The organism is Sulfurimonas hongkongensis, from assembly GCF_000445475.1.
GTDB classification, from domain to species: domain Bacteria; phylum Campylobacterota; class Campylobacteria; order Campylobacterales; family Sulfurimonadaceae; genus Sulfurimonas; species Sulfurimonas hongkongensis.
Genome location: NZ_AUPZ01000002.1, coordinates 66,943 through 90,729, shown reverse-complemented (window position 1 = coordinate 90,729; position 23,787 = coordinate 66,943). Strand labels below are relative to the sequence as shown.

Genomic DNA, 23,787 nt, shown 5'->3' with positions numbered 1-23,787 from the left:
TGTTGTGGATGTAAATTGTTTAAAAAAACTTCGTAATATGTGTCAAAACATCAGTGTATTGTATGTTGAAGATGAAGAGGGTATATTGATACAAACAAGCAGGGTTCTTAGAAAAATTTTTGATGACTTAGACCTCGCCTCTGATGGTGAAGAAGCCTTGAGACTCTACAAAAATAAATATTATGATTTAATCATAACTGACTTAAACATGCCAAACATTGATGGACAAGCTTTAAGTTCAAAGATAAAAGAACACAATACAAATCAGAATATCATAATAATTTCAGCTCACAAAGATGTTGATCAAATCTTAAAATTAGTCCAAAATGGAATCTCTGGATATGTCTTAAAGCCTATAGATGTTGATATGATGTTTGAGCAGATTTTTCAGAGTGTTGAGAAGATAAATAGAGACAAAATGATAAAGCATCATAATAAAGTTATTAAAAAGATAGAAGAACAATCTTTACTTCATGAAAATAAGCATATTTTAGATCCACTAACCAACCTTTATAACTACTCATATCTAGTGGATATGCTCAGTTATACTACTCAAAAATATGCCATGCTAATAAATATAAATGGATTTAGACTTATAAATGAGGGTTACTCTTATGTACATGGAAATGATTTTTTATTGCAGTTTGCAAATGTTTTAAAAACTGAGGCTAAGAAGTATGACTTTACTACATTTAGAATCTCTAGTGATAACTTTGTGCTTATAAAAAGTGATATGAATTATAATTGTAAGAAATTAAGAGATGATGCTATTAAAATATCTACTCTCTTAGAGAAAAAAGATTTTAAAATAAGTGATGAAAAAGATTTAAGCGTGCATGTAAGAGTTGCCATGATTAAAGGACATAGTAATCTTCTAGAAGAGCTTTACAAAACTATGTCATATGCTAAGAGGAACTCTCTAAAATATGCGATGTATCAAGATATTTGCGATGAGTCTCAAAGTGCCAAAGAGATAATAAGAGTAAAGAGGATTTTACAATCAAGCTTAAAGAATAATCTTGTTATTCCATTTTTTCAGCCCATTGTAGATAGTGATGGAAATGTAAAACATGAAGTTTTGATGCGTATCCAAGAAGATATTTTAAAAGATGAATACTTAACGCCTATCTCTTTTTTACAGATCGCTAAAGATCATAACTACTACAATCAAATGTCAGAAGTTACGATTTTTAAAGCACTAGAGTTTGCAACTAGTACAGCTGGAGTTTTCTCGCTTAATTTTACATACTCAGATATGAAAAATAGTGAGTTTTTAAACTCACTAGAGTCTTATATAGTTAAAAATTCTTTAGCTCATAGGTTGATTTTTGAGATAGTTGAGAGTGACATTATTGATGACATTGCTGTAGCAGATAGTTTTTTAAAGAGGTTTAAAGCTCTGGGTGTTAGAGTTGCTATAGATGACTTTGGAAGTGGATACTCTAACTTTGCATATATCTTTAATATAAATCCAGATTTTATAAAGCTTGATGGTTCACTTGTTCAAAATATGCTCGAAGATGAAAAAATTCACTTTTTTATAGAGACTATAATCAAGTTTGCTCATAAATTTGACATCAAAGTTATAGCTGAGTTTGTTAGTTCAAAAGAGCTTTATGAGAAACTTTTAGAGTTAAATGTTGATTTTATGCAAGGCTACTATATAGGTCATCCATCAAAAAATATACAAGAGAGTTTAAGGTGAGTGTAAAAAATGATGAAGTCTTATTTGAATGTTTAAACTCTATAGGCAACTCTTTTGAACTTGAGAGCATGATATCAGAGATTATGATAACTTATTATCGTCAAACTAAGGCTATCTATACGAGTTATTCTAAAGATGACGACATCATAATAAATATTGGAAAGCATTGTCAGATAGAAATTGATAGAGAGAGATTAAAAGAAAACAGATGCTTTAGTTTTACTCAAGGTGATAAAGTAGTAGTTGTTTTACCTTTGAAGATAGGTTATCTTAGCTTCGTATATGAGGGCAGATATGATGAAGAGATGGAGTACATTATATCGCTTATATCTAGATTTCAAAAAAAGATAAACTTTGCTATAAGTGCTTGTAAAGGAGTTGAGGCTTTAGAGAGTTTCAATGCGGAGCTAGAGTATAAGGTAGAAGAGTCAAGTAAAAAGATAACAGAACAAGAAAAGATTCTTTTAGTAAAGTCTAAAAATATTGTGATGGGTGAGATGATAGAGATGATAGCCCATCAGTGGCGGCAACCCATAACTACAATAGGAATGATATCAAATAATATCATCTTAAATATACTCCTAGATGAGTTAGACATTAGCGTACTAAAAGATGATTTAGAGGGTATAAATAGACAAATAAAGTATCTCTCAGACACTATTGATGACTTTAGAAGCTTCTTTAAAGAGAGTAAACAAGAAGAAGAGTTTGTCTTAAGTGATGTTATAACTAGCAGTATAGCTCTTTTAGAAAAGCAGTTTGCTAAATCAGCAATTGCCTTAGTCTTTGAAAATAAGTGCCAAAAGATAGTGCTAAAAACATTTAAAAGTGAACTTATACAGGCTTTGATAAATATAGTTGCAAATGCTAAAGAGGCCTTTGCTGATGGAAAAAAAGATAAGTTTGTAAAAGTCTCTTGTAGTAGTGACGCTAATGGCATCTATATTAACATTGAAGATAATGCAGGCGGAATAGATGAAGATATAATAGATAAAGTTTTTGACTTATACTTCTCTACCAAAAAACAAAAAAATGGAACAGGGCTAGGACTATACGTCTCTAAGATAATCATTTGTGAGCACTTACATGGTAGTATAAGCGCAAAAAACAAAGCTAGCGGAGCAGTGTTTGAGATAGTGTTACCAATTCAAAAGAGTATATATAGATAGCATACTAAAGGGTTCTCTATGAATAAAGGGGCTATATTAAAAATATTCTAAAGTGTAGATGTAGAGAGAAATGGACTTAAAAGTGTTTTTGTCGTACAATTCAAGCTATGGAAACTTTAAATATAGATATAGATAGAGATAAACACAAGATACTAAAACTTAAAAATTATACAAAAGATATGAGTCTATTGATGGCTGAAGATTATGTGCCTTTGCATCTAAGCTTAAAAAAAATACTAAGTTCTCTATTTTTGAGTGTAGATGTAGCCTTTGATGGCAAAGAGGCCCTTGCTTTGTATGAAAATAGAGTAAAAAACAATGAAACTTATGACTTAGTTTTGAGCGATATAGTGATGCCAAATATGGATGGAGTAGGGCTTTCAAAAGCTATCAAGAAGATAAATCCTACGCAAAATGTAGTAATACTCTCTGCTCATAAAGAGACAAACTATCTTTTAGAATTTTTAAATCTTGGCATTAGACGTTTTATACCAAAGCCAGTTGATTTCAACTCTTTACTAGATGAGCTGTCACTAGTTTGTTTAGCGATATATAAAGAGAGCGAACTCTCAAACATCATAAATCTCTCTGAAAATGTACACTTTAATATAAGAGAAAAAACTCTATATAAAGATAAAAATGAAATATTTTTAAGCCCTTATGAGAAGCTTATCTTAGAAATAATGCTCTCAAAGCTAAACCAAAGTGTTTCAAATGATGAAATAGTAAACTATCTATATTTATCTTCAAAAGATGTAAGCTTAGATAATGTTAGAAAACTTGTGTATAAGCTTAGACAAAAACTTCCGCGTGAACTTATAAAAAATGTTCATGGACTAGGATATAGGATAGTCCAACAAATCTAACACTACAAACATAATAAGAATTAATATATCCAAATAAAAAGTATGCGTGTCTCGCCATTTAGTGCTTGACATGGAATCTAGTTTGTAGATTAATCAGAAGATTTAATTGAAAATTATATTTTAATTTACTACTTTTTTGATACTGATACAGACTATAAATATTGCCAAAAATCAGAAAAAACAGCAAAAAATGTTCCAACTCTTACTATATTCTCAGTTTTAATATTCTACAATGCTCAACAAATAACAAATAAAGTACAAAAAAATGAGAATAGATAAGTTTTTAAACTCCGTAAATATTACAAAAAGGCGTTCAGTTGCACAGGATATGATAAACAACAAGGTTGTTTTGATAGATGGTACAGTAGCTAAGGCTAGTAAAAATGTTGAAGTTGGTAGTATCATTAGTATCAACTTTTTAGATAGTACCAAAATGTATGAGGTACTTAAGATTCCTACTACCAAATCAACCCCAAAATCACTCCAGGGCGAGTATGTAAAGGAGTTGTCATGACTTATGAGAGAGCAAAAGAGCAGTTTGTCTCACTCTTTAACAATGAGATGAATGACAAAGAGATGTTAGAGTTTTTAATTAGCATAAAGCTTGATGAAAACACTTCTGTAGAAACAATTGCAGCTGCGGCTGATGTGATGCGTCAAAATGCTTTGATGCTGCCAATTTCTAGGGAACTTAGGGATAAAGCTGTGGATGTTGTAGGAACTGGTGGAGACAAGATAGGGAGCTTTAATATCTCATCAACTGTTGCTATCATACTAGCAGCATCTGGCTGCTATGTTGCAAAGCATGGAAGTCGCTCTGTTACTTCAAAGTCTGGAAGTGCAGATATGTTTGAAAAGCTAGGTGTTAGGCTTGATCTGAGCATAGAAGATAGTGCTAGGCTTTTAGAAGAGAGTGGTTTTACTTTTATGTTTGCAGCAAACCATCATCCGGCCATGAAATTTATCATGCCTGTTAGAAAAAACATACCTGATAAGACTATCTTTAATATTCTAGGTCCTCTTACAAATCCCGCTGGAGTTAAGAAGTCACTTCTTGGTGTTTTTAACAAATCTTTTGTATCAAAGATGGCAGAAGCTCTAAAGATAAATGGTGCAAAATCAACTATGGTTGTAAGCTCAAAAGAGAACATGGATGAGATAAGTATTTCTGATATTACTTACGCTTCACAACTCTACAAGGATGAGGTAAAAGAGTTTGAAATTGACCCACAAACCTATGGTATAAAAAGAGCGCCACTGAGTTCTATTGTTGGTGGAGATGCAAGTTATAATGCAACTATACTTAGAGATATACTTGACTCAAATGCTACAAATGCACAAAGAGATATAGTCCTAATCAATACTGCGGCAGCTCTGATGGTTGATGGAATGGCTAGAGATATGCAAGATGGGCTAGAAATTGCTAGAGAAACTATAAAATCAGCAAAAGCCAAAGAAAAACTTAGAAAAATTATTGAAATATCAAATAAATTATGAAAAAATATCTACTAAAATTAGACCAAATCAAGACTTTAGTAGGAGATATTTGTAAAAATTTTGATAATGGAGTCATAATATTAAGAGGGGATCTAGCATCTGGAAAGACAACTTTTGTGAGAGAGTTTGTAAAGTACAAAGAGATAAATGATGAAGTTACATCACCCACTTTTTCACTTCAACAATGTTATGGAGATAGAGTTTTTCACTATGATATCTATAATCATGGGCTAGAACATTTTATCTCTTTGGGAATGCTTGAAGAGTTGGAAAAAGATGGAGTTCATTTAGTAGAGTGGGGTGATGAAAAACTCAAAGAGATTTTAGATAGTGCAGAGATCAAGAATATGACCGTTAGTATAAAAAAAATAGATGATAATAGTAGAGAATATGAGGTAGATTATGCACACGCTTAGAGCAGTTAACTTAAAGAAAAAGATAAAAGATTTAGAGATAGTAAAAGGAATGAGCCTTGAAGTTAGTAGTGGAGAAGTTGTTGGTCTCTTAGGTCCAAATGGAGCTGGAAAAACTACTACTTTTTATATGATATGCGGACTTGTTGAGGCAAGCAGTGGAGAGGTTTTTTTTGATGATGAAAACATATCAGATATGCCTCTACATGAAAGAGCCATAAAAGGTATCGGTTACCTTCCTCAAGAGGCTTCTATATTTAAAGATTTGAGTGTAGAAGATAACCTGATGGTAGCAGCTCAAGTTGGCTATAAAGACAAAGAGTCTCAAGAGGCTAGAATCTTAGAACTTTTAGATATGTTTAATATCGAGCCGATTCGTAACCGAAAAGGAATTAGCCTTAGCGGAGGGGAGAGACGCCGTGTTGAGATTGCGAGAGCTTTGGTTAATCGTCCTAAGTTTTTACTTCTTGATGAGCCATTTGCGGGAGTTGATCCCATAGCTGTTTTAGATATACAAAATGTTATCCATCAGCTTGTCTCTTATGATATAGGGGTTTTGATAACTGATCATAATGTTCGTGAAACTCTAGCGGTTTGCGATCGTGCCTATGTTATAAAGGCAGGCTCGCTTCTTGCATCTGGAACAAGTGATGAGATAGGGCAAAATGCAGATGTTAGAAAGCACTATCTAGGCGAGGAGTTTAAGCTATAGCTTGGCTTAAAATATCATGGCTACACTAAGGCAAAACACAAGCGTTGCGACAAAGCATAAGCTCTCAAACACTCTGCGAAATTGGCTCCCTATTTTGCACTCTAGTCTTGGGGATTTAAATGAGATTATGGCTCCTTTTGTTGAGGCAAATCCTGTTGTTGAAATAAAGTCTGGATATGAAGAAGAATTTGCTAAAAAAATACCTAAAAAGATTTTAAGCGGACAAGTTAGTAACTCAAGAACCCAGCAGATAGAGGCTCTTACAATTCAGAGCAGATCCCTTTATGAGATTTTGGATGAGCAGATAGGAAAACCACTCTTTCCAACTCCTCTCTCTCAAAAAATAGCTTCATTTATAGTAGAAAATCTAGATGAAAATGGCTATTATGAGGGAGATACAAAGAGTTTTTGTGGAGTAAACGCTATAAGTGAAGATGAGTTTGAGAGGGTTCGTCTTAGGTTTGCTTTTATTGAACCTGTTGGAATTGCTGCAAAAAATCTAGCTGAATCATTTTTGTTTCAACTAGATAACTCAGACATTAGTGATGAAGCTTACCCTTTTTGCGTAGAAATTATAAACTCACTTGAGGATATACATGAATTTTCATCAAAAGAGCATTTTAGTGAAGCTATGAGAGTCTTATCTAGCTTCAAAAACCCTCCAGCTATAGAGTATCAAGAAGATTCTGCTCAAGTTGTACCAGACCTTATGATTTTTTTTAATGATGAAGATGAGATAGAGATAAAACTAAATGATGAGTACTATCCAATCATAAAGATAGACACAAATTATGCGGTTGAGCATGAATTTATCACTCAAAAGATAAAAGAGGCAAAGAGTTTAGTTGATGCGCTTGATATGAGGCGTGCAACCCTTTACAAGGTTGGACTTATGATAGTTGAGTATCAGTATGAGTTTTTTGTTGGTGGTCAGATTATGCCACTTACTCTAAAAACTTTAGCAGATGAGTTTGGACACAACCCATCTACTATTTCTCGTGCCATTGCAAACAAGTATATAGCGTGTGATAGAGGTCTCTTTGCTATGAAAGAGTTTTTTACAACTGCCATAGATGAAGATGTCTCAAACGCGGCTATAAAGGAGTTTTTAATAGGGCTAATTAAGCAAGAAAATCGTCAAAAACCCTTGAGTGATATGAAATTGCTTGAGCTTATTCAAGAAAAATTTAAAGTTAAGATGGTTAGACGCACCATCGCAAAGTATAGAAAACAACTAAATATAGCAGGTTCAAGTGAAAGAAAAAAACTCTATCATCTACATTAAAAAACTTTTAGATAGAGAAGCTAAAAAAAGAGATAATGCAGATGAAGTCTCGCTAGATAGACTAGATCCCATCTTAGTTGCAAAACGCTACAAAGATGCAAACATCTCCTTAATCTGTGCCTTGTTTGCTTATGGTGGAGTCAAACAGATAGTTAAATTTTTAGACTCACTAGACTTCTCGCTTTTAAAAAAGAGTGACAAAGATATAAGAGAGGCTTTACAAAACCACTACTATAGATTTCAAAAGAGTGAGGATGTTATTGCTCTTTTTATCGCTCTAAAGAGATTAAATGAAGAGAGTAGCTTAGAAGAGATATTTAGAATTGCTTACATAAAAGAGAGAAGTGTTATCCACGGTATCAACGCTCTTATAGAGGCTATAAACTCACTTTTTCCACATAACTCTCAAGGCTACAGATTTTTAATCTCAAAAGTCACCACAAAAACCAAAGGAGCTGGGGCATTAAAGAGATGGATGATGTTTCTTAGATGGATGGTAAGAGATGACAATATAGATATGGGGCTTTGGAGTTGTGTAGATAAAGCAGACTTAATCATGCCACTAGATACTCATACTTTTAAAGTTTCAAAAAAACTAGGGCTACTCCATAGAAAAACCTACGACCTTCAAGCCGCAGTAGAGCTAACCCAAATGCTAAAGAGATTTGATGAAAATGACCCTTTAAAGTATGATTTTGCTTTATATAGAATTGGGCAAGAAAAATTAATCTAAATTAATTGTATTTTGCCCCTTTAACTTATTTTACCACCACTTGCAGATTAGTAAAAACAACTCTCTGTTTAAACTAATCTCAAACGTCATATTGAGCTTTATTTTTACTCTCGTCTTTATCAAACACATAAGCAAACATTGGCACGTAGATGAGTGTAAGGAGTGTTCCAACGATAACTCCGCCAATTGCCACATCTGCTAAGGGACTAAGCCTCTCTAGTCCAACGGCTTGCTCTAGGGCTATAGGTATCATACCTGCTGCTGTTGCAAAAGCTGTCATCATTACAGGGCGAAAACGAACTCTTACAGCTTCTACAGCACTCTCAAAAGCTCCCTCCCCACTCTTACGATTGTTTTGATAGAAGTCGATTAAGAGTACTGCATTTTTTATTATAATCCCAAAGAGTAGAAGAATACCTAGCAAACTCGGCATACAGCTAGGTTTCTCAAAGATTAACATACCCCATGCAGCGCCAATTAGAGAGAGTGGCAAAACAAGTATCATAATAAATGCCATTCTAACAGAGCGATATATCGCAATAAGTATCATAATAAGGATTATAATCCCAAAGCCTATGGCTTTTATCATGCGTTTAAAACTATCATCTATCTGAGCTATATCTCCTGTTTGCTCAACTATTACATCATTTAGTTTTACACTCTTTAGTGCTTCTATGGTATCGTCAGTTAAGTGAGTAACAGGACGTTTTGAGCGGTAACCATTTACATCTATAGAGTAGAGCATCTTATCACGTTCTATCTTTGCAAAGGTAAGATGACGATTTAGCGAGGCAATGTGTGAAAGTGGGATTTCACCCATCGGTGTTGTGATTGGCAGAAGTCTTAGAGTCTCAATATTTTGAGAAAATTTCCCTTTTAAGTAAAGTCTTACAAACTGGGTATTCATCGATTCTAAATTTGCATTTAGCCCGATTATCTCACCTTTTATAGGAAGTTGCATAGCTATTTGATATGGTGTAATTCCATAACTTAGTGCCTTGTTTTCATCTATGTTTAACTCAACTTCCATAAAGTCCTTATCCCAACTTGTACTTACAGAGGTAAGTCCTGCAACATCGCTAAGAGCCTGCTCGACAAGGTGTGATTTATCACTTAGTCCATCAACAACTGCGGAAGATAACCTCACATCTATAGTTGCTTTTATACTTGAGAGTGCAGTTGCTCCAAAATCAAAGACATCGTTGCGTTTAACGCCCTCTATTTGGGAAATTTTATCACGAATGATATCTTCAAGTTCCCAAATAGTCTCTTCTCTTTCAAATCTATTGATACAGCTAATGGTAATAGTAGCTTCTGCAGGTAAGTTTCCACTGCCTAGGGATAAAACACCAGGCTCTGTACCAAAAGCAACAGAACTCATTTTTACCCATTTTTGTTCATGTAACCACTTTAAAACTGGTTTTATCTTCTCCTCTGCACTCTCAACGGTTTCATTAACACTAAAAGCAACTTGAGCTTTGATGATTCCTGTATCCATTGGTGGCATAGCATCTTTGCCAATTGTAGGCATGATGTTTTTCAAACTAACGCCAAGGAGTAAGATAACACCAACTGTAAGTAAGATGCGACGAAAAACTTTAAACTTTTTGTTTGAGAACTTTATGATGCCTATATAGGGAGTGACAAGTTTACCAATGGTATTGTTATAAAAACTATCAAACATCTTTTCTACTTTTGTTTTACCAGTTCCATTCTTATATAACCAAGCTGAGAGTAGGGGTATAAAGGTTATAGATAAAAACCAACTTATAAACAGAGCAATTATAAGGGTCTCAATCAGAGGTCTAAAAATCTTTTGTGGATAGCCTCCAATAAACATAAGTGGAAAAAGAATAGCAGCAGTAGCAATAGTTCCAGCAAAAACAGGAGTTAATACCTCCTTTGTTCCCTCTTTTATAGCATCTTGTAAGTTTGCATGCTTTTCATCTAAATGCCTCTCTATATTTTCTAAAACAACCACTGCATCATCTACGAGCATACCAAGTGCTAAAATAATCGCGGTATAGATTACTATGTTTAACTCTCCCCCAGTGAGCCAAACGATGGCAATAGTAGAGAAAAAAACCATAGGTATAGAGAGCCCTGCTGCGATAATAGCTCTAAAATTACCCAAAAAAAGCATAAGAATAAAAAGAGTAAAGATTATAGCATCCTTTAGAGCATCAAGCATGTTGGAGTTTGCTTGTTCTATCAAATCTCTTTGTGTATCACTTATCTCAAAATTGATGCTAGGGTACTCAGTTTGAAGTTTTTGCATCTCATTACGAGCTGCACTACTAACATCAAGAACACTCCCTCCTGGTGCACGCTGGATGGCAAGAGCAATAGCTCCTTGCCCATTTCCCAAGTATCCGCTAGTTCTCTTTTGGTAGCTCCACTTAATGTCTGCTACATCTCCAAGACGCACATTTGGCATCACGGGTAGTTGTTTAAGACGTTCTACATTGTTTTTTTCACCATAATATGTAACTGTGTAAAAATCATTATCACCTTTGATAAATCCAATAGGAATGTCACGATTAAGTGCTCTGATGGCTTTAGCTATCTCCTCAAAATTGATACTATAACGCTTTGCTTTAAAGGGGTCTATCTCAATGTTTATGGCACTCTCAAATCCACCAAATACTTCGACATTTCCTATCTCTGTATTACTTAAGAGATATGGTTTTATGAAACTATCCGCTATTTTTCTAATATCCGACAAATCAACGCTACTGTTTTTTGGAGTAAGTGAGATAATATCAACAGGAAGTGTGAAATCACCTGCTGTATAGACGGCAGGACTGAGACCTGATGGTATCTTTGCTCTTGCGATACTAAGTGCATTTGCTACATCAACTGCTGCTGCATTTAAGCCTTTTTCATACTCAAACTCAGCTTTTACTATAGAGAAGTTTGCAACATTCACACTGCTCACATCTGTAACTAGACCTAAACGGGCAATCTCTTGTTCTATTGGTTTAGAAACAGTTGATGCTGCTACTTGGGCAGTAGCACCAGGGACTGCAGTAATGACTACGACTTGAGGTGGATTTGCATCTGGAAATAAGTTTTTTGGTAGAACTATAAGAGCAATAGTTCCTATTACAAAAAATGTGGCAATTATGGAGTAGAGTAGATAAGGTCTTTTATAAAAATACTCAAACATTTTTTTACTCCTTTACCTCTAACGCATGGCCACTTGAGAGTTTAAGTAAGATATCTGGTTTTGCTACAACAATTTTCTCACCTTCAAAGCTCTCAGATATAAGAACACCTTGTTCGGCACTCTCTAGAATATGCACCTCTTTTGACTCTGCTTTGTTGCCATTTACAACAAGAACATAACTTTTGCCGTTACGGTTAAGAAGTGCATCAAACGGCAGTAGAAAACCTTTATCATTATAAGTTATCACATCTACTTCGGCTCTATCGCCACTTGTAAGCTTAGAGTCTCCTATATAAACTTTATACTCTGCTAAGCCATGAAAGGTGCTATTAAGAGCAATAGCAGGAAAAACTTCTCCATTAAACGAGACCCCCTTTATGTTTATGTTTGTAGGGATTCTAAGTAACAGATAAAAACCATTTTTAGAACTGATTTTAGCAAGTGGACTACCCGGCATACTCATAGCTCCATCGCTTGACATGCTTTTAGCTATAACGCCATCAACTGGAGAAATGATAACTGCGTAGGATAGATTGTTTTTTGACTCTATCTCTTGCTGTTTAAGTCCTGCTATTTTTGCCTCAGTTGCGGCTATCATAGTTGCCTCTTTTTGAGATTCCTCTATAGACGCACCTTGCATACTGAGGAGTTGGGTTGTTCTTTTGTGTGTCGCTTTTAAGTTCTTTAGTGCGATATTTTCAGAAGTTATCTGATTTTGAATACTTTTAAGAGAGCTCTCTATACTAGTTGTGTCGAGTCGTGCGATTACATCACCTTTTTTTACTGGTGCACCACTATTTTTTATACTAATAATCCTTGCTGAAATTCTTGAAGAGAGTAAAACATCTTTGTCATTTTCTACCTCAGCGAGATAGGGAAGAGATAGCTTAGCATCAACTATGGCTGGTGTCATAACTTTTACTACAATAGGATAAATCTTTGCTTTTGGCATGGATGCATCAGCCGCTCTTGCTGTTTGAATTTTTTTTGCTCCAGCTATACCAAGAGCTACGACAACGATTAGGGCTAAAACTATCTTTAAATATTTTTTCATTTGACCATCTCCTCAATATTGTTAGCATAAATAACTGCTAGTTGCATTTTTGTTTGTATCATCTCGGCTTCTGCCTTGTGAAGCTCGGCCTCTGCAGAGACCACATCATCTTCATACCTTAAGTACTCTTCAGTTGAGAGTCTTGCGTTTTTAAAGTTGAGTTTTGCAATCTCAAGTAGCTGTTTTTTATTGTATATACTCTGAGTATAGAGCTTCATAGAGTTGTCTAGAAGAGGTAGAGACTCCTCTAGCATCTGCGCTTTTGCTTCTAGTTCATCTGTTGCTTTTTTAAGTTCTACTTCGCTTGATTTTACTTCTACTTTGGCTAAAGAGATCTCACTATAACTATCCATTTGAAATAGTGGTATATTTAAAACCACGCCTATGTTTCCATACTCTTCATTTAGACTTTTATTATTGTTATATGCCGTACCTTGTGAGAAAGTATAAGAGCCTTGAGCAAAAAGGGAAGGGTAGAGTCTCTCTTTTTTGGCTTTTACACTTAACTTATCAGCAGCTATTTTTACTCTTAAAGGTTCTAGCGACGCTAAGCCTTTGCTACTATCAAGGTTGTCACTAAGAGTCATAGCAACGGGAGTTTCTAGTTTTATGCCTGTGAGAGAATATATTATACTTATAAGTTTTTTCTTTTGAAGGTTGATATTGTTTTTAGCGATATTTATCTGGTTGAGACTATCATTTATTTTATAGAGTGCTGATGCAGCAACTCTTCCATTTTCTACTTTTATTTGCAGAGTTTTTTTTGTCTCTAGTAGTGATTTTTCTTTTGCGTTTAGAGATTTTTGAAGTGCTAGTAAGTAGACAAAATTTGCATTATTTCCAACTATAAGTGCTTCGTTTTGAAGAAGATTTATATGTTTTTTTGCTTTTGCACTTTTTTGTATTGCTTTGGCTTTGTCAACTAGAGTGAAAATAGACTTCATAAAAAGAGGCATAGTAAAGGTAACTCCCTCGCGAGTAATATTCTCACTAAAAGGTTGTGCCGTTGCAGGATTTTTTACACTGTTTGGCGGAACTGGTAAAAGATTTGTCGGCGAAGAGTAGTGGTCGAAACTTACAAATAGATCTATCCTTGGGTAAAGCTCTGCTTTGTTTAAATCCTCATAAAGCTCTGCTTTTTTTACTACCATCTCATCAGACTTTGTTTGTGAATGTTTTTTAAGCGCATCAAAGAGTTCGGGCATTGTGTATGCACTTAGTAGCAAAGGTAAAGAGAACATTATTAATGCTTTTTTTAACATAGTAATCCTTTTATGATTTTTTTAGAGAGAGATTCAACTATGTTTTCAAACTCAATCTCAGGAAGTTTGCTTTTATCTTCAAGCACAGAAAATATCCTCTCTCTAAGTGGTTTTGTGGTGTTGTAAGAAGTAAGTGTTGAGACAATCATCATCTGAATCATAAAGGGATTCTCTTTTTCAAATACTTTTTCATCTTCACCTTGCTCTAAGATGAGTATCAATCTTGCAAGAGTACGGGAGAGAAATACTGCACATTTATCTGGAAGCGTTGCTGCTGTACTTGCTATCTCTCTTGCAAAGATGGAGCTAAAAGTTGGATTTGAGATAAGAAAGGAGCCAAAGGTATTGATATAGTTGTAAAGCTTATCTTTAGCATCACCCTCTAAGGTATTTTTTTCAATAATTTGAGCAAGTTTTGAAAACTGGGAGCAAACAACAGCCTCATATAGTGCTGCTTTATCTTTGTAATGATAATAGATAGCAGGTTTGGTAATATCACACTCTTTAGCAATCAGATCTAAATTTGTATTTTCATAACCATATTTTGAAAAGTTTGTTATAGCAGTTGTTAAAATTAACTCTTTTTTTGATTTTTTAGCCATTATAAACTCTCTGCTTGTTTTATAAAGGACTCTATTGTTTTTGTATAGTTTATGCTTTTTTGCAAAGCTGACATTTTTTTTGTTTTCATACTTTTACTTCTTTTGGTGTTGATATTCGTACAGTTTTTTTCTGATATTCATAGGAACAGTAAATAAACTTACTTTCGAGTAAGTAAGTTTATTGCTTTTTCTCTTGCTTTTAACTTAAATGAGCATGCTTAATAGAAAAAGGATTAAATAAAATCTAAATTTAGTGAAGTTTAATAGGGAGATTTTATATTATTGTGGTAGTTGCATCATCTCTTATAAAATATTTTATAAGAGATGATGCTTTGTTTTTTTGAATTGGCGAATTTATATATACTTACTTTATGTCTTGTTTAATCTTCTCTTCAACATCGCCTAAAAATGATTTAAAGTCTAAAGAGTCCCAATAACCTAAAAATGTAAAAATCTCTTTACCTTTTGCAGTTACAAAGTAGTGTCTTGGGACACTTTTTACCTTCATCCAAGATGGAAAATCATCTATATCTCTATCTAAGTGAACTAAGATATATTTTTCATTTAACATTTTTAAGACTTCTTTATCTTGTAAGGTTGTGTTTTTAAACTTTTTGCACCACCCACAAGTTGATGAAGTTATCAAAATGTAGAGGTTTTTGTTCTCTTTTTGTGCAACTTTAAGTGATGCTTCATAGTCGTCTGACCAGCCAAGTTCCACACTCCAAAGTGAAGAGATCAAAAGTAGAGTTAAAACTATATATTTCATTTTTATCCTTCAAGATATTGAGATTTTGATTTATATCAAAAAATTATACCACCACTTTCAAAAATATTGCTGAAAATCACAAACTTGGAGAATTCTATATTCTTAAAAAAGGGTATTAGAACTCTTTTTTTATAGACTTAAGTACTTGAATTTACTAAAGTGCTGGTATAATTTTTTAACAAATATAGGGATGTAGATGCAACACGACAACTTTAAAGATAAAGCTAAAGATTGGGATAACAAAAGTAATACCAACACAAAAACTATTGGTGGTGCTATTTTAGAAAGATTTGCTCTGCATTCTGAGATGGAGCTCTTAGACTTTGGAACTGGAACTGGGCTTTTGGGTTTTGAGATAGCTGGGCATGTTAAAAAAGTTTATGGTGTTGATACCTCATTTAGTATGTTAGAGGAGCTTGTCGCTAAAAACAGTTCTGAACTTAGTATTGAACCAGTGCATCAAGACATCATAAAAACACCACTGCAAAGAAGTTTTGATGGGCTTATAAGCTCTATGACTCTGCATCATATAGAGGATTTGCATCTATTTTTTTCTACAATTCATTCAAATATACAAGACGATGGATTTATAGCTATTGCTGACCTTGAACTAGAAGATGGTAGCTTTCATTCAGATAATAGTGGAGTGTTTCATTTTGGTTTTGATACAAAAAAACTGCGAAAAATTGCCTCAAATTGTGGATTTAAGGATATAGAAATTTCACAAGTAAATAAGATTAAAAAGCCACAACAAGAGTATGGTGTTTTCTTGCTTACTGCTATAAAGTAACTTTTTATAGATACAATAACTATATGAAAAAAATCCTCTTTTATATTCTTTTAACGCAAGCTCTCTTGTACTCTTGTGCTACATGCTCATTTATGATTCCCACTGCAGATGTTGGGTTGAGACTTCCTATAGAAAATAACAAACTTAAAAAAATAGAAGTAATGTGGCACTTCTCTGATGCGTATACCTCGGAGCTAACTCACAACTACGATAAAAATAAAAATCTTATCTTAGATAAAGAAGAGCTTGAGAAGGTTTTAGAGATAAAACTTGACTATCTTTTAGCTAAAGATATGCTCACACTTATAAAGTATGGAGATAGTGATCATGAAAACATTATAGATGCGACATATGGCGATTTTACTATAGAAGTAGTAGATAACAGACTTCTTTTTGGGTTTAATATCTTTGTTGATATAGATATTAAAAACAAACATACTATATCTTTTTTGTTTGAAGATGATGAGGCTTTTTTTAGTTTTATAGTGGATGATGTAGAAGTAGAAGCAGAGGATTTTGATTTTCTTAAAAATCTTTATCTCTTTAGTGCGGCAGTACATTTTCGTTTTGAGCCTTTTGAGGAAGTTCCAACAACAGTAGAGACAAAGACAGAGTCTGGAACTATTTTAAAAGAGGATGTAGTTATAACTGACGAACCAGTACAGCAAGAAAAAACCCAAAAACAAGATGAACCAACTACACAAGAAAATCTTCTGCTTAAAACCATAGAGAAATTAAAGTCACTTTTTAAAGATGCACAAGAGAATAAAAAACCTTTGACATATCTGCTTATTTTACTATTTGCTTATGTTTATGGAGTTGTTCACGCCATAGGTCCAGGGCATGGAAAAACACTTGTAGCGAGCTACTTTCTCTCAAATGAGAGGTCTTACACGAAAGCATTTTTTATCTCTCTTGCCATCGGAGTTGTGCATACTTTTTCAGCCTTTTTGCTTACTCTATTTATCTACTTTGTTGTAGAGACTTTTTTGGCTCAGTTTATGCAAAACACCATTATGTTAACTACAAAGGTCTCCGCTTTTGTTATCATCTCAATAGCTCTATATCTGTTATATAAAAAACTAAAAGCTTATAGAGTTAAAAAAAACAGCATGAGTTTTAGTACAACACCTCACGAATCAAATTGTGGTTGTGGCTCATGTAAAGTAGATCAAAACTCTACGGACTTAGCACTTATAATCTCTGCTGGAATCATTCCTTGTCCGGGGACTGTAACTATTTTTATCTTTTCACTCTCTATGGGGATGTACTTTTTAGGATTTTTATCAGCTTTTGTGATGAGTTTAGGAATGAGCACTATAATCTTTCTCTCAGCCATCGTAAGTGTAAGTGTGCGTAAAAAAACCTCACAAAAACATACAAAAATCCAGCTTATACTAGAGTATCTCTCACTTGCACTAATCTTCATCTTAGGAATTGTGCTTTTTTTCTCAACCTAGCCACCTTTAAGAAGCTAGATTTCAACCTCGTAGATAGGGCTTACAAATTCTATTTTGATTTTAAAGTAGTATAGGGCGAAGCTGAAGCATCACTTCTAAAAGACATAGCAACTTTAAGCAACGCCTCTCTTAGAAATGCTAGATGTTTTTTTACACAGCATAAACTAACACGGCTAAATTTCGATATAATCGCATCTTTAATATATACTTTATTTCAAGGAGATTATAATGGAGTGCGAATTCCCCTCAGTAAATTCAAATAAAAAAGAGATACAAGAGATTTTTAAAGAGATAAAAACTATTGCTGTTGTAGGTCTATCTCCAGATGAGAGCAAGGCTAGTCATAGAGTTGCAGCTTATCTTAAAGAGTCTGGTTATAAGATAGTCCCCATCTACCCAAAAGAAGAGACTATACTTGGAGAAAAAGTATATAGATCACTAAAAGAGATACCGTTTGAAGTAGATATGGTAGATATTTTTAGAAAACCAAAAGCACTAGATGATGTAGCTGATGCGTGCATTCAAAGAGGCGATATTAAAGTTTTTTGGTCGCAGATTGGTATTGTAAATAATGAGGCTGCACAAAGAGCTAAAGACACAGGGATGAGAGTTGTACAAAATCTATGTACGATGGTAGAGCATAAAGCATTGGAAGGTTAGACAAGTTGTTAGATTTAGATAAGATTAATAAAGCAAAAGAGACAATAGCGGAGGTTATATCACAAACTCCATTTTCATACGCTCCACATCTAAGTAAGATATCATCGATGGAGATTTACCTAAAAAAAGAGAACCTTCAAATAACTGGTGCTTTTAAGATTAGAGGTGCCTATAACAAGATAGCCTCACTCACAGAGGCTCAAAAAGATTGTGGTGTTATAGCTGCAAGCGCTGGAAATCACGCTCAAGGCGTGGCTCTTAGCGCCTCAAAGTTTGGTATTAGAGCAGTTATTGTGATGCCAGACTCTACTCCCTTAACAAAGATAGATGGTGTAAAGCTCTATGGTGCAGAGGTGATTTTGGCAGGTTCTAACTATGATGAAGCTTATGCCTATGCGAAAGAGTTTGGGCAAAAAAATTCTCTGACTTTTGTACACCCTTTTGAAGATGAAGATGTGATGGCAGGTCAAGGCACACTAGCGCTAGAGATACTTGAATCTTGCAAAGAGTTAGATGCAGTAGTCATCCCAGTTGGTGGTGGCGGTCTTATTGCTGGAATGGCTACTGCCATAAAGAGTATAAATCCTAACATAGAAGTTATAGGCGTTAGCGCAAAAGGTGCACCTGCTTTTAAAGACTCATTTGAGCTTAAAAAAGCTGTTGATTCTCTTAGTGTTAGAACTATTGCTGATGGGATCGCAGTTAGAGACACTTCTTCAATCACGCTTGCATATGCACTAAAGAGTGTAGATCGTTTTGTTAGTGTGGATGATGCAGAGATTGCTAGTGCTATTTTAGCTTTACTTGAGAAACAAAAGCTCGTAGTTGAGGGTGCTGGAGCTGCAACTGTAGCCGCTGTTATTCATAACAAGCTTGACCATCTAAAGGGAAAAAAAGTGGCCCTAGTTCTAAGTGGCGGAAATATGGATGTTACACTTTTGTCTGTAATTATCGAAAAAGGTCTTTTAAAGTCTGGCAGAAAGATGAAGCTAACTGTTACTCTTATAGATAAACCAGGCTCTCTTATGCACTTTACAGAGATACTAAAAGAGTTAAATGCAAACATTGTTCATATTGCCTATGATCGAACTTCGATTTCACTTGATTATGGAGATGCGAATGTTACTGTTCACATGGAGACAAAAGGTCAAGCACATCAACAAGAGATAGAAGATAAGTTAAGAGCTGAGGGGTACTTAAGAGATCATTAGCATGAAGCCAACAAAAGAAGTAAGCCTAAAAGATGCCATCATAAGAGTTAAACTTATGGATGATGGCAAACTCTTAGTTGTAGATGCCAAGAGTGTAATTAGATTTTTAGATCTTATGAGTTTAAGAACTCTCTCTGGGTTTAAGTGCGCTATAGAATATAGTAGTTTTAAGAGACAAGTCTTTGACTTTAGTGGTAATGGTTTATATTTTACGCTTATAAGCTCTACTAAAAAAGAGTCGCTTCTTTATAATGCAAAGAGCAAAAGAGCTATTGCAAAGATGGATAGGCATAGCGGTGAAGTTAACTGTGTGGCAATAGATCCAAGTTCTAAGTATATGTTTAGTTGTGGTGATGATGGAAAATCATACGCCATAGATATTATAAATAAAAGAGTAGCTTTTACACTTCCCATCCATTCTGATGCCATCAATGATTTAGCCTTTAGTAAAAATGCTCAGTGGGCTGCAACTGCGAGCTATGATAAAAAAATCTATCTTTTTAATATGATAACTATGACAAAAAAATGCAAACTTATAGGACATAAAGAAGCAGTTTTACAAGTTCATTTCTTGAGCGAAAATAGACTCTTTAGTATAGATAAGGCAAACACTGCTATAGTTTGGGATTATGAAAAAGGGAAAATTATTCAGAGGCTTGAAGGTGTTCATGATGACATATCGAGTATAACATCAAGTCAAGATGGAGTCTTTCTTTTTTTGGGAACCGAGTTAGGCTATGTTATAGTTTACGAACTTGAGAGTTACAAGATATTGTCAAGAAAATATATAAAATTATCATCTACTATAACAGCTCTTGAGTTTGATGGAAAAACTTCACAGCTCATTGTTGCAACTGAGAATTCTAATCTACTTATTTATGATATATTTGAATCACAGGAACGTATAACTAAGCTATTGAAGATAAAAAATTATAAAAAAATCCAAGAAATTGTAGAAAAAAATCCACTCCTAGCCTACACAAAAGCCTATCAAATTGTTATCTCCATTTGGAATACAACGGTAAAAAAAGCAAGGTTGGCGTTAGAGAAAAATGATAAAAAAAAGGCTCTTGCACTTTTTGGGAATTTTCAAAAGATACCAGCTAGAAACTCTGCTATTAAAGCCATTATCTCAGAGTATCAAGAGTTTGATAAATTTGCAAAATTTGCACAAGAGTCAAAATTTCCCCTTGCCTATGCTTTAGCTCTAAAGCATCCTCACTACCAAGATTCTCAACTATATAAGACGCTTGAGCTAAACTGGAAAAAAACATTTTCTGAGGCTAAAAGATATGCCATAGATCCAAATGGTGCAGAGTTGGCTCGTGAAATTTTAGCTCCATACAGGGGTGTGACGCAAAAAACGAAGTTTATCCAAGATCTACTTGCAAAGAGTGAAGTTTATAAACGCTTTCGTATAGCTATAGGACAAAAAGATTTTAAAGTAGCATTTGAGCTTATAAAACTAAACTCATTTTTAAAAGAGCTCCCAGACTATAGCGCACTTATAAATTACGGGGATTCACTCTATATAAAGAGCCAAAAATTTCTCCAGCAAGACAATACCCATGAAGCTATCAAGATGTTAAGAATTTTAGTGGATTTTACTGACTTTTCTCTAGATGCAAAGAAGCTTATGAAAAGCATAGAGTGCAGACATAAGTTTTACGCAGCTATAAAAGAAGATGATATGACTACTGCCTACAATATATTAGCTCTAAATGAAGACCTACAAAACACGCAAGATGCTAAAAAACTTCAAAAAGAGTATAACGATGCAGTAGCAACTGCAAATGAGTTTGCACTAGATGCAAATATAAAAGGGTTAAATAGAGTTTTAGAAAAGTATATAAAGGTAAGCTCCAAAAGCTCAGCACTTGCAGGCATCTATGGTTGGTGTTATATGGTTGAGCTTGAAAAGGCCATAGAAGAAAGAAGAGATCAAGCTACTATAGAGAAGGGTATAAAAAACTATATTTTATACTTTGGACTTCAAGACCAAATAGAGTCTCTTTTTAATATCTTTAAAGACAATTATCCGCAAACAAAACTTAACCTAAAACTCCAAACTAAAGGCTCTAAGAGTATGTGGCGAACTTCTATGATTGTAAACTCCATCTTAGATTAAATTTAAATCACAAAATTTTTAGACTTTTTAACCTCTATTATAGTTCTATTTTCATATAATTGGCGAATTTTTTAATAAGGAGTCGTTTATGCAGATTAGTGGCGCACAAATGGTCATTGAAGCATTAATCGCAGAGGGTGTAGACACAGTTTTTGGCTACCCTGGTGGAGCGATTATGAATGTTTACGACGAGATTTATAAACAAGACAATTTTAAACATATTTTGACAAGACACGAACAAGCAGCAGTTCATGCTGCTGAGGGCTACTCAAAAGCGAGTGGAAAAGTCGGTGTAGCTATGATTACGAGTGGTCCTGGTTTTACAAATGCTGTGACTGGTTTAGCTGATGCTTATATGGATTCTATTCCATTAGTTGTTATAAGTGGGCAAGTTCCTATGAGTCTTATCGGCACTGACGCATTTCAAGAGATAGATGCAGTTGGTATAAGTCGTTCATGTACTAAACACAACTACCTTGTAACAAATGCAAGTGATCTACCTCGTGTTTTAAAAGAAGCGTTTCATATTGCAGCATCTGGTCGTCCTGGTCCTGTTCACGTAGATATTCCAAAAGATGTGACCGCTGAGATTGCAGAGTTTGATTATTCTATAGAGCTTGGTCTTGAGACTTATAAACCAAATGTCAAAGGTAATCCTCGTCAAATCAAAAAAGCGATAGCGGCAATTGCTAAAGCAAAAAGACCACTATTTTATATTGGTGGTGGGGTAATAAATGCAAATGCTGGTTACGAAGTAAGAGAGCTTATAAAGAAGACTGGGATACCTGCTGTTGAGACATTTATGGCTAGAGGTGTTTTATCTCATGATGATAAACTCTTAGTTGGAATGCTTGGAATGCATGGTTCTTACGCATCAAATATGGCAATGAGTGAGACTGACTTAGTTATAGGTCTAGGGGCGAGATTTGATGACCGTGTAACTGGTAAGCTATCTGAATTTGCAAAAAATGCAAGTGTTATCCATGTTGATATAGATCCTGCATCTATCTCAAAACTTGTAAATGCTGACTACCCAATAGTTGGAGATGTTAAAAATGTTGTAAAAGAGATGCTTGAACTCTCTACATCCATCAACTCTAATAAATATGAGCCGTGGAGAGAGACTGTAGCAAACTTTGCCGAACTTCATCCTCTTGTCTATCATGAAGACACAGATAGAATAAAACCACAATGGGTTGTAGAGAGAGTAGGCGAGTTACTGGGAGATGATGCAAATATTTCAACAGATGTTGGTCAGCATCAGATGTGGACTGCACAGTTTTACCCTTTTAGTCGTCCTAGACAGTTTATAAGTTCTGGTGGACTTGGAACTATGGGCTTTGGTTTTCCAGCTGCAATGGGCGTTAAAGCTGCATCTCCTGATAAAATTAGTATAAACTTTACTGGAGATGGCTCTATCCTTATGAACTGCCAAGAGTTAATGACTGCGGTTGAGCAAAAGCTTCCAGTTATAAACATCATCCTAAATAACAACTATCTAGGAATGGTTCGACAATGGCAGACACTATTTTATGATAAAAGGCATAGTGAAACAGACCTAAGCGTTCAGCCTGATTTTGTCCTCTTAGCAGAGGCTTTTGGTGGGGTAGGTTATAGAGTTACAACAAAAGAGGAGTTTGATGCAGCACTAAAGGATGCGATAGAGAAGAACATCGTTGCTTTTATCGATGTTGTAGTTGAGAGGTTAGAGAATGTTATGCCGATGGTCCCATCAGGTGGAAGCCTCTTTAACATGATGTTATTAGAGAGAAAGGAGAAATAATGACTGAAAATAGTGAAAGAAGAGTAGTTTCAGTTATCGTTGTCAATGAAGCGAGTGTTTTATCTCGTATCACAGATCTTTTTTCTGGTCGCGGGTATAACATCACTTCACTAACAGTAGCTCCGATTCCTGAGAGCAAATACTCAAGACTAACTATAGTAACTTCTGGCTCAGTTAGAGTTATAGAGCAGATTACTAAGCAGCTTCACAAGCTAGTTCCTGTTTTAAAGGTTTATGAGCATGCTGATTTGGTTGAAAAAGAGATGGCTCTTATAAAGTTTCCTATAACTGAAAGTATTAGCGATATAACTGCTTTGTGTCAGGCTTATAACGGTAATATTGTAAATGTTGGAGAAAATATCTTTATTGCAATGATAGCAGATGATCCAAAAAGAGTAGATAACTTCTTAAAGATGATAAAAAGATATAATCCTAAAGAGATAGTAAGAAGCGGTGCTGTTGCACTTGAGAGATAGTAGATGATCTTTAGTAAGGTAGTATATTGCCTAAAAGGATATA

At 34.6% G+C, this 23,787-nt stretch carries 21 protein-coding genes; 16 read left to right on the top strand and 5 right to left on the bottom strand.

The annotated features are described in order from the left end of the window. The first annotated feature begins 4 nt into the window (after window positions 1-4). The 9 genes from M947_RS12970 (at window position 5) to M947_RS12930 (ending at window position 8,380) form a co-directional block, all read left to right on the top strand. Complete coding sequence (locus M947_RS12970) at window positions 5-1,705, top strand: EAL domain-containing response regulator (RefSeq protein ID WP_021286453.1); 1,701 nt, start codon at window positions 5-7, stop codon at window positions 1,703-1,705. Beyond that, window positions 1,702-2,874, top strand: coding sequence for a sensor histidine kinase (locus tag M947_RS12965; RefSeq protein WP_021286452.1), 1,173 nt, complete (start codon window positions 1,702-1,704; stop codon window positions 2,872-2,874). The genes M947_RS12970 and M947_RS12965 overlap by 4 nt, the downstream gene beginning before the upstream one ends. Window positions 2,875-2,981: 107 nt before the next feature. After that, window positions 2,982-3,740, top strand: a complete 759-nt coding sequence (locus M947_RS12960; RefSeq protein WP_021286451.1) for a response regulator transcription factor — start codon at window positions 2,982-2,984, stop codon at window positions 3,738-3,740. A gap of 265 nt (window positions 3,741-4,005) precedes the next feature. Next, on the top strand, window positions 4,006-4,254 hold the full coding sequence (locus M947_RS12955; RefSeq protein ID WP_021286450.1) for an RNA-binding S4 domain-containing protein: 249 nt from the start codon (window positions 4,006-4,008) through the stop codon (window positions 4,252-4,254). Further along, window positions 4,251-5,237, top strand: coding sequence for an anthranilate phosphoribosyltransferase (gene trpD, locus M947_RS12950; RefSeq protein ID WP_021286449.1), 987 nt, complete (start codon window positions 4,251-4,253; stop codon window positions 5,235-5,237). The genes M947_RS12955 and trpD overlap by 4 nt, the downstream gene beginning before the upstream one ends. Next, the gene (gene tsaE, locus M947_RS12945; protein WP_021286448.1) at window positions 5,234-5,653 is read left to right on the top strand and encodes a tRNA (adenosine(37)-N6)-threonylcarbamoyltransferase complex ATPase subunit type 1 TsaE; all 420 of its coding nucleotides are present in this window, start codon (window positions 5,234-5,236) and stop codon (window positions 5,651-5,653) included. Before trpD ends, tsaE begins: the two co-directional genes overlap by 4 nt. After that, window positions 5,640-6,362: an LPS export ABC transporter ATP-binding protein gene (gene lptB, locus M947_RS12940; RefSeq protein ID WP_021286447.1), complete on the top strand. Its 723-nt coding sequence runs from the start codon at window positions 5,640-5,642 to the stop codon at window positions 6,360-6,362. Before tsaE ends, lptB begins: the two co-directional genes overlap by 14 nt. Before the next feature lie 16 nt (window positions 6,363-6,378). Then, window positions 6,379-7,647: an RNA polymerase factor sigma-54 gene (locus M947_RS12935; RefSeq protein ID WP_021286446.1), complete on the top strand. Its 1,269-nt coding sequence runs from the start codon at window positions 6,379-6,381 to the stop codon at window positions 7,645-7,647. Further along, window positions 7,616-8,380: a TIGR02757 family protein gene (locus M947_RS12930; RefSeq protein WP_021286445.1), complete on the top strand. Its 765-nt coding sequence runs from the start codon at window positions 7,616-7,618 to the stop codon at window positions 8,378-8,380. The genes M947_RS12935 and M947_RS12930 overlap by 32 nt, the downstream gene beginning before the upstream one ends. Before the next feature lie 79 nt (window positions 8,381-8,459). On the opposite strand, the gene M947_RS12925 is transcribed toward M947_RS12930, so the two are convergent. From M947_RS12925 to M947_RS12905, 5 genes are all read right to left on the bottom strand, one after another. Beyond that, window positions 8,460-11,549 (bottom strand): efflux RND transporter permease subunit, encoded by a 3,090-nt coding sequence (locus M947_RS12925; protein ID WP_021286444.1) that lies wholly within the window; start codon window positions 11,547-11,549, stop codon window positions 8,460-8,462. Between the two features lie 4 nt (window positions 11,550-11,553). Further along, window positions 11,554-12,603, bottom strand: a complete 1,050-nt coding sequence (locus M947_RS12920) for an efflux RND transporter periplasmic adaptor subunit (protein WP_021286443.1) — start codon at window positions 12,601-12,603, stop codon at window positions 11,554-11,556. After that, window positions 12,600-13,865: a TolC family protein gene (locus M947_RS12915; protein WP_021286442.1), complete on the bottom strand. Its 1,266-nt coding sequence runs from the start codon at window positions 13,863-13,865 to the stop codon at window positions 12,600-12,602. The genes M947_RS12920 and M947_RS12915 overlap by 4 nt, the downstream gene beginning before the upstream one ends. After that, entirely contained in the window at window positions 13,859-14,467 is a 609-nt protein-coding gene (locus tag M947_RS12910) for a TetR/AcrR family transcriptional regulator (protein WP_021286441.1), read from the bottom strand. The genes M947_RS12915 and M947_RS12910 overlap by 7 nt, the downstream gene beginning before the upstream one ends. 364 nt (window positions 14,468-14,831) lie before the next feature. Then, on the bottom strand, window positions 14,832-15,236 hold the full coding sequence (locus tag M947_RS12905; RefSeq protein ID WP_021286439.1) for a thioredoxin family protein: 405 nt from the start codon (window positions 15,234-15,236) through the stop codon (window positions 14,832-14,834). A gap of 196 nt (window positions 15,237-15,432) precedes the next feature. Between M947_RS12905 and M947_RS12900 the strand changes: the two genes are divergently transcribed. The 7 genes from M947_RS12900 to ilvN all read left to right on the top strand — a co-directional run bounded on the left by M947_RS12900 (window position 15,433) and on the right by ilvN (window position 23,744). Further along, window positions 15,433-16,026 carry a class I SAM-dependent methyltransferase gene (locus tag M947_RS12900; protein WP_021286438.1) on the top strand — a complete coding sequence of 198 codons (594 nt, stop codon included), beginning with the start codon at window positions 15,433-15,435 and terminating at the stop codon, window positions 16,024-16,026. 92 nt (window positions 16,027-16,118) lie between these two features. Then, complete coding sequence (locus M947_RS12895; RefSeq protein ID WP_162139345.1) at window positions 16,119-17,486, top strand: HoxN/HupN/NixA family nickel/cobalt transporter; 1,368 nt, start codon at window positions 16,119-16,121, stop codon at window positions 17,484-17,486. 228 nt (window positions 17,487-17,714) lie between these two features. Next, a complete protein-coding gene (locus tag M947_RS12890; RefSeq protein ID WP_021286436.1) occupies window positions 17,715-18,146 on the top strand; it encodes a CoA-binding protein in 432 nt (143 codons plus the stop codon). A gap of 5 nt (window positions 18,147-18,151) precedes the next feature. Further along, window positions 18,152-19,357 (top strand): threonine ammonia-lyase, encoded by a 1,206-nt coding sequence (ilvA, locus tag M947_RS12885; protein ID WP_021286435.1) that lies wholly within the window; start codon window positions 18,152-18,154, stop codon window positions 19,355-19,357. Between the two features lies 1 nt (window position 19,358). Beyond that, window positions 19,359-21,485, top strand: coding sequence for a WD40 repeat domain-containing protein (locus tag M947_RS12880; protein WP_021286434.1), 2,127 nt, complete (start codon window positions 19,359-19,361; stop codon window positions 21,483-21,485). Between the two features lie 88 nt (window positions 21,486-21,573). Continuing rightward, window positions 21,574-23,268, top strand: a complete 1,695-nt coding sequence (locus tag M947_RS12875) for an acetolactate synthase large subunit (RefSeq protein ID WP_021286433.1) — start codon at window positions 21,574-21,576, stop codon at window positions 23,266-23,268. After that, the gene (ilvN, locus tag M947_RS12870) at window positions 23,268-23,744 is read left to right on the top strand and encodes an acetolactate synthase small subunit (protein WP_021286432.1); all 477 of its coding nucleotides are present in this window, start codon (window positions 23,268-23,270) and stop codon (window positions 23,742-23,744) included. Before M947_RS12875 ends, ilvN begins: the two co-directional genes overlap by 1 nt. Window positions 23,745-23,787 lie beyond the last annotated feature (43 nt).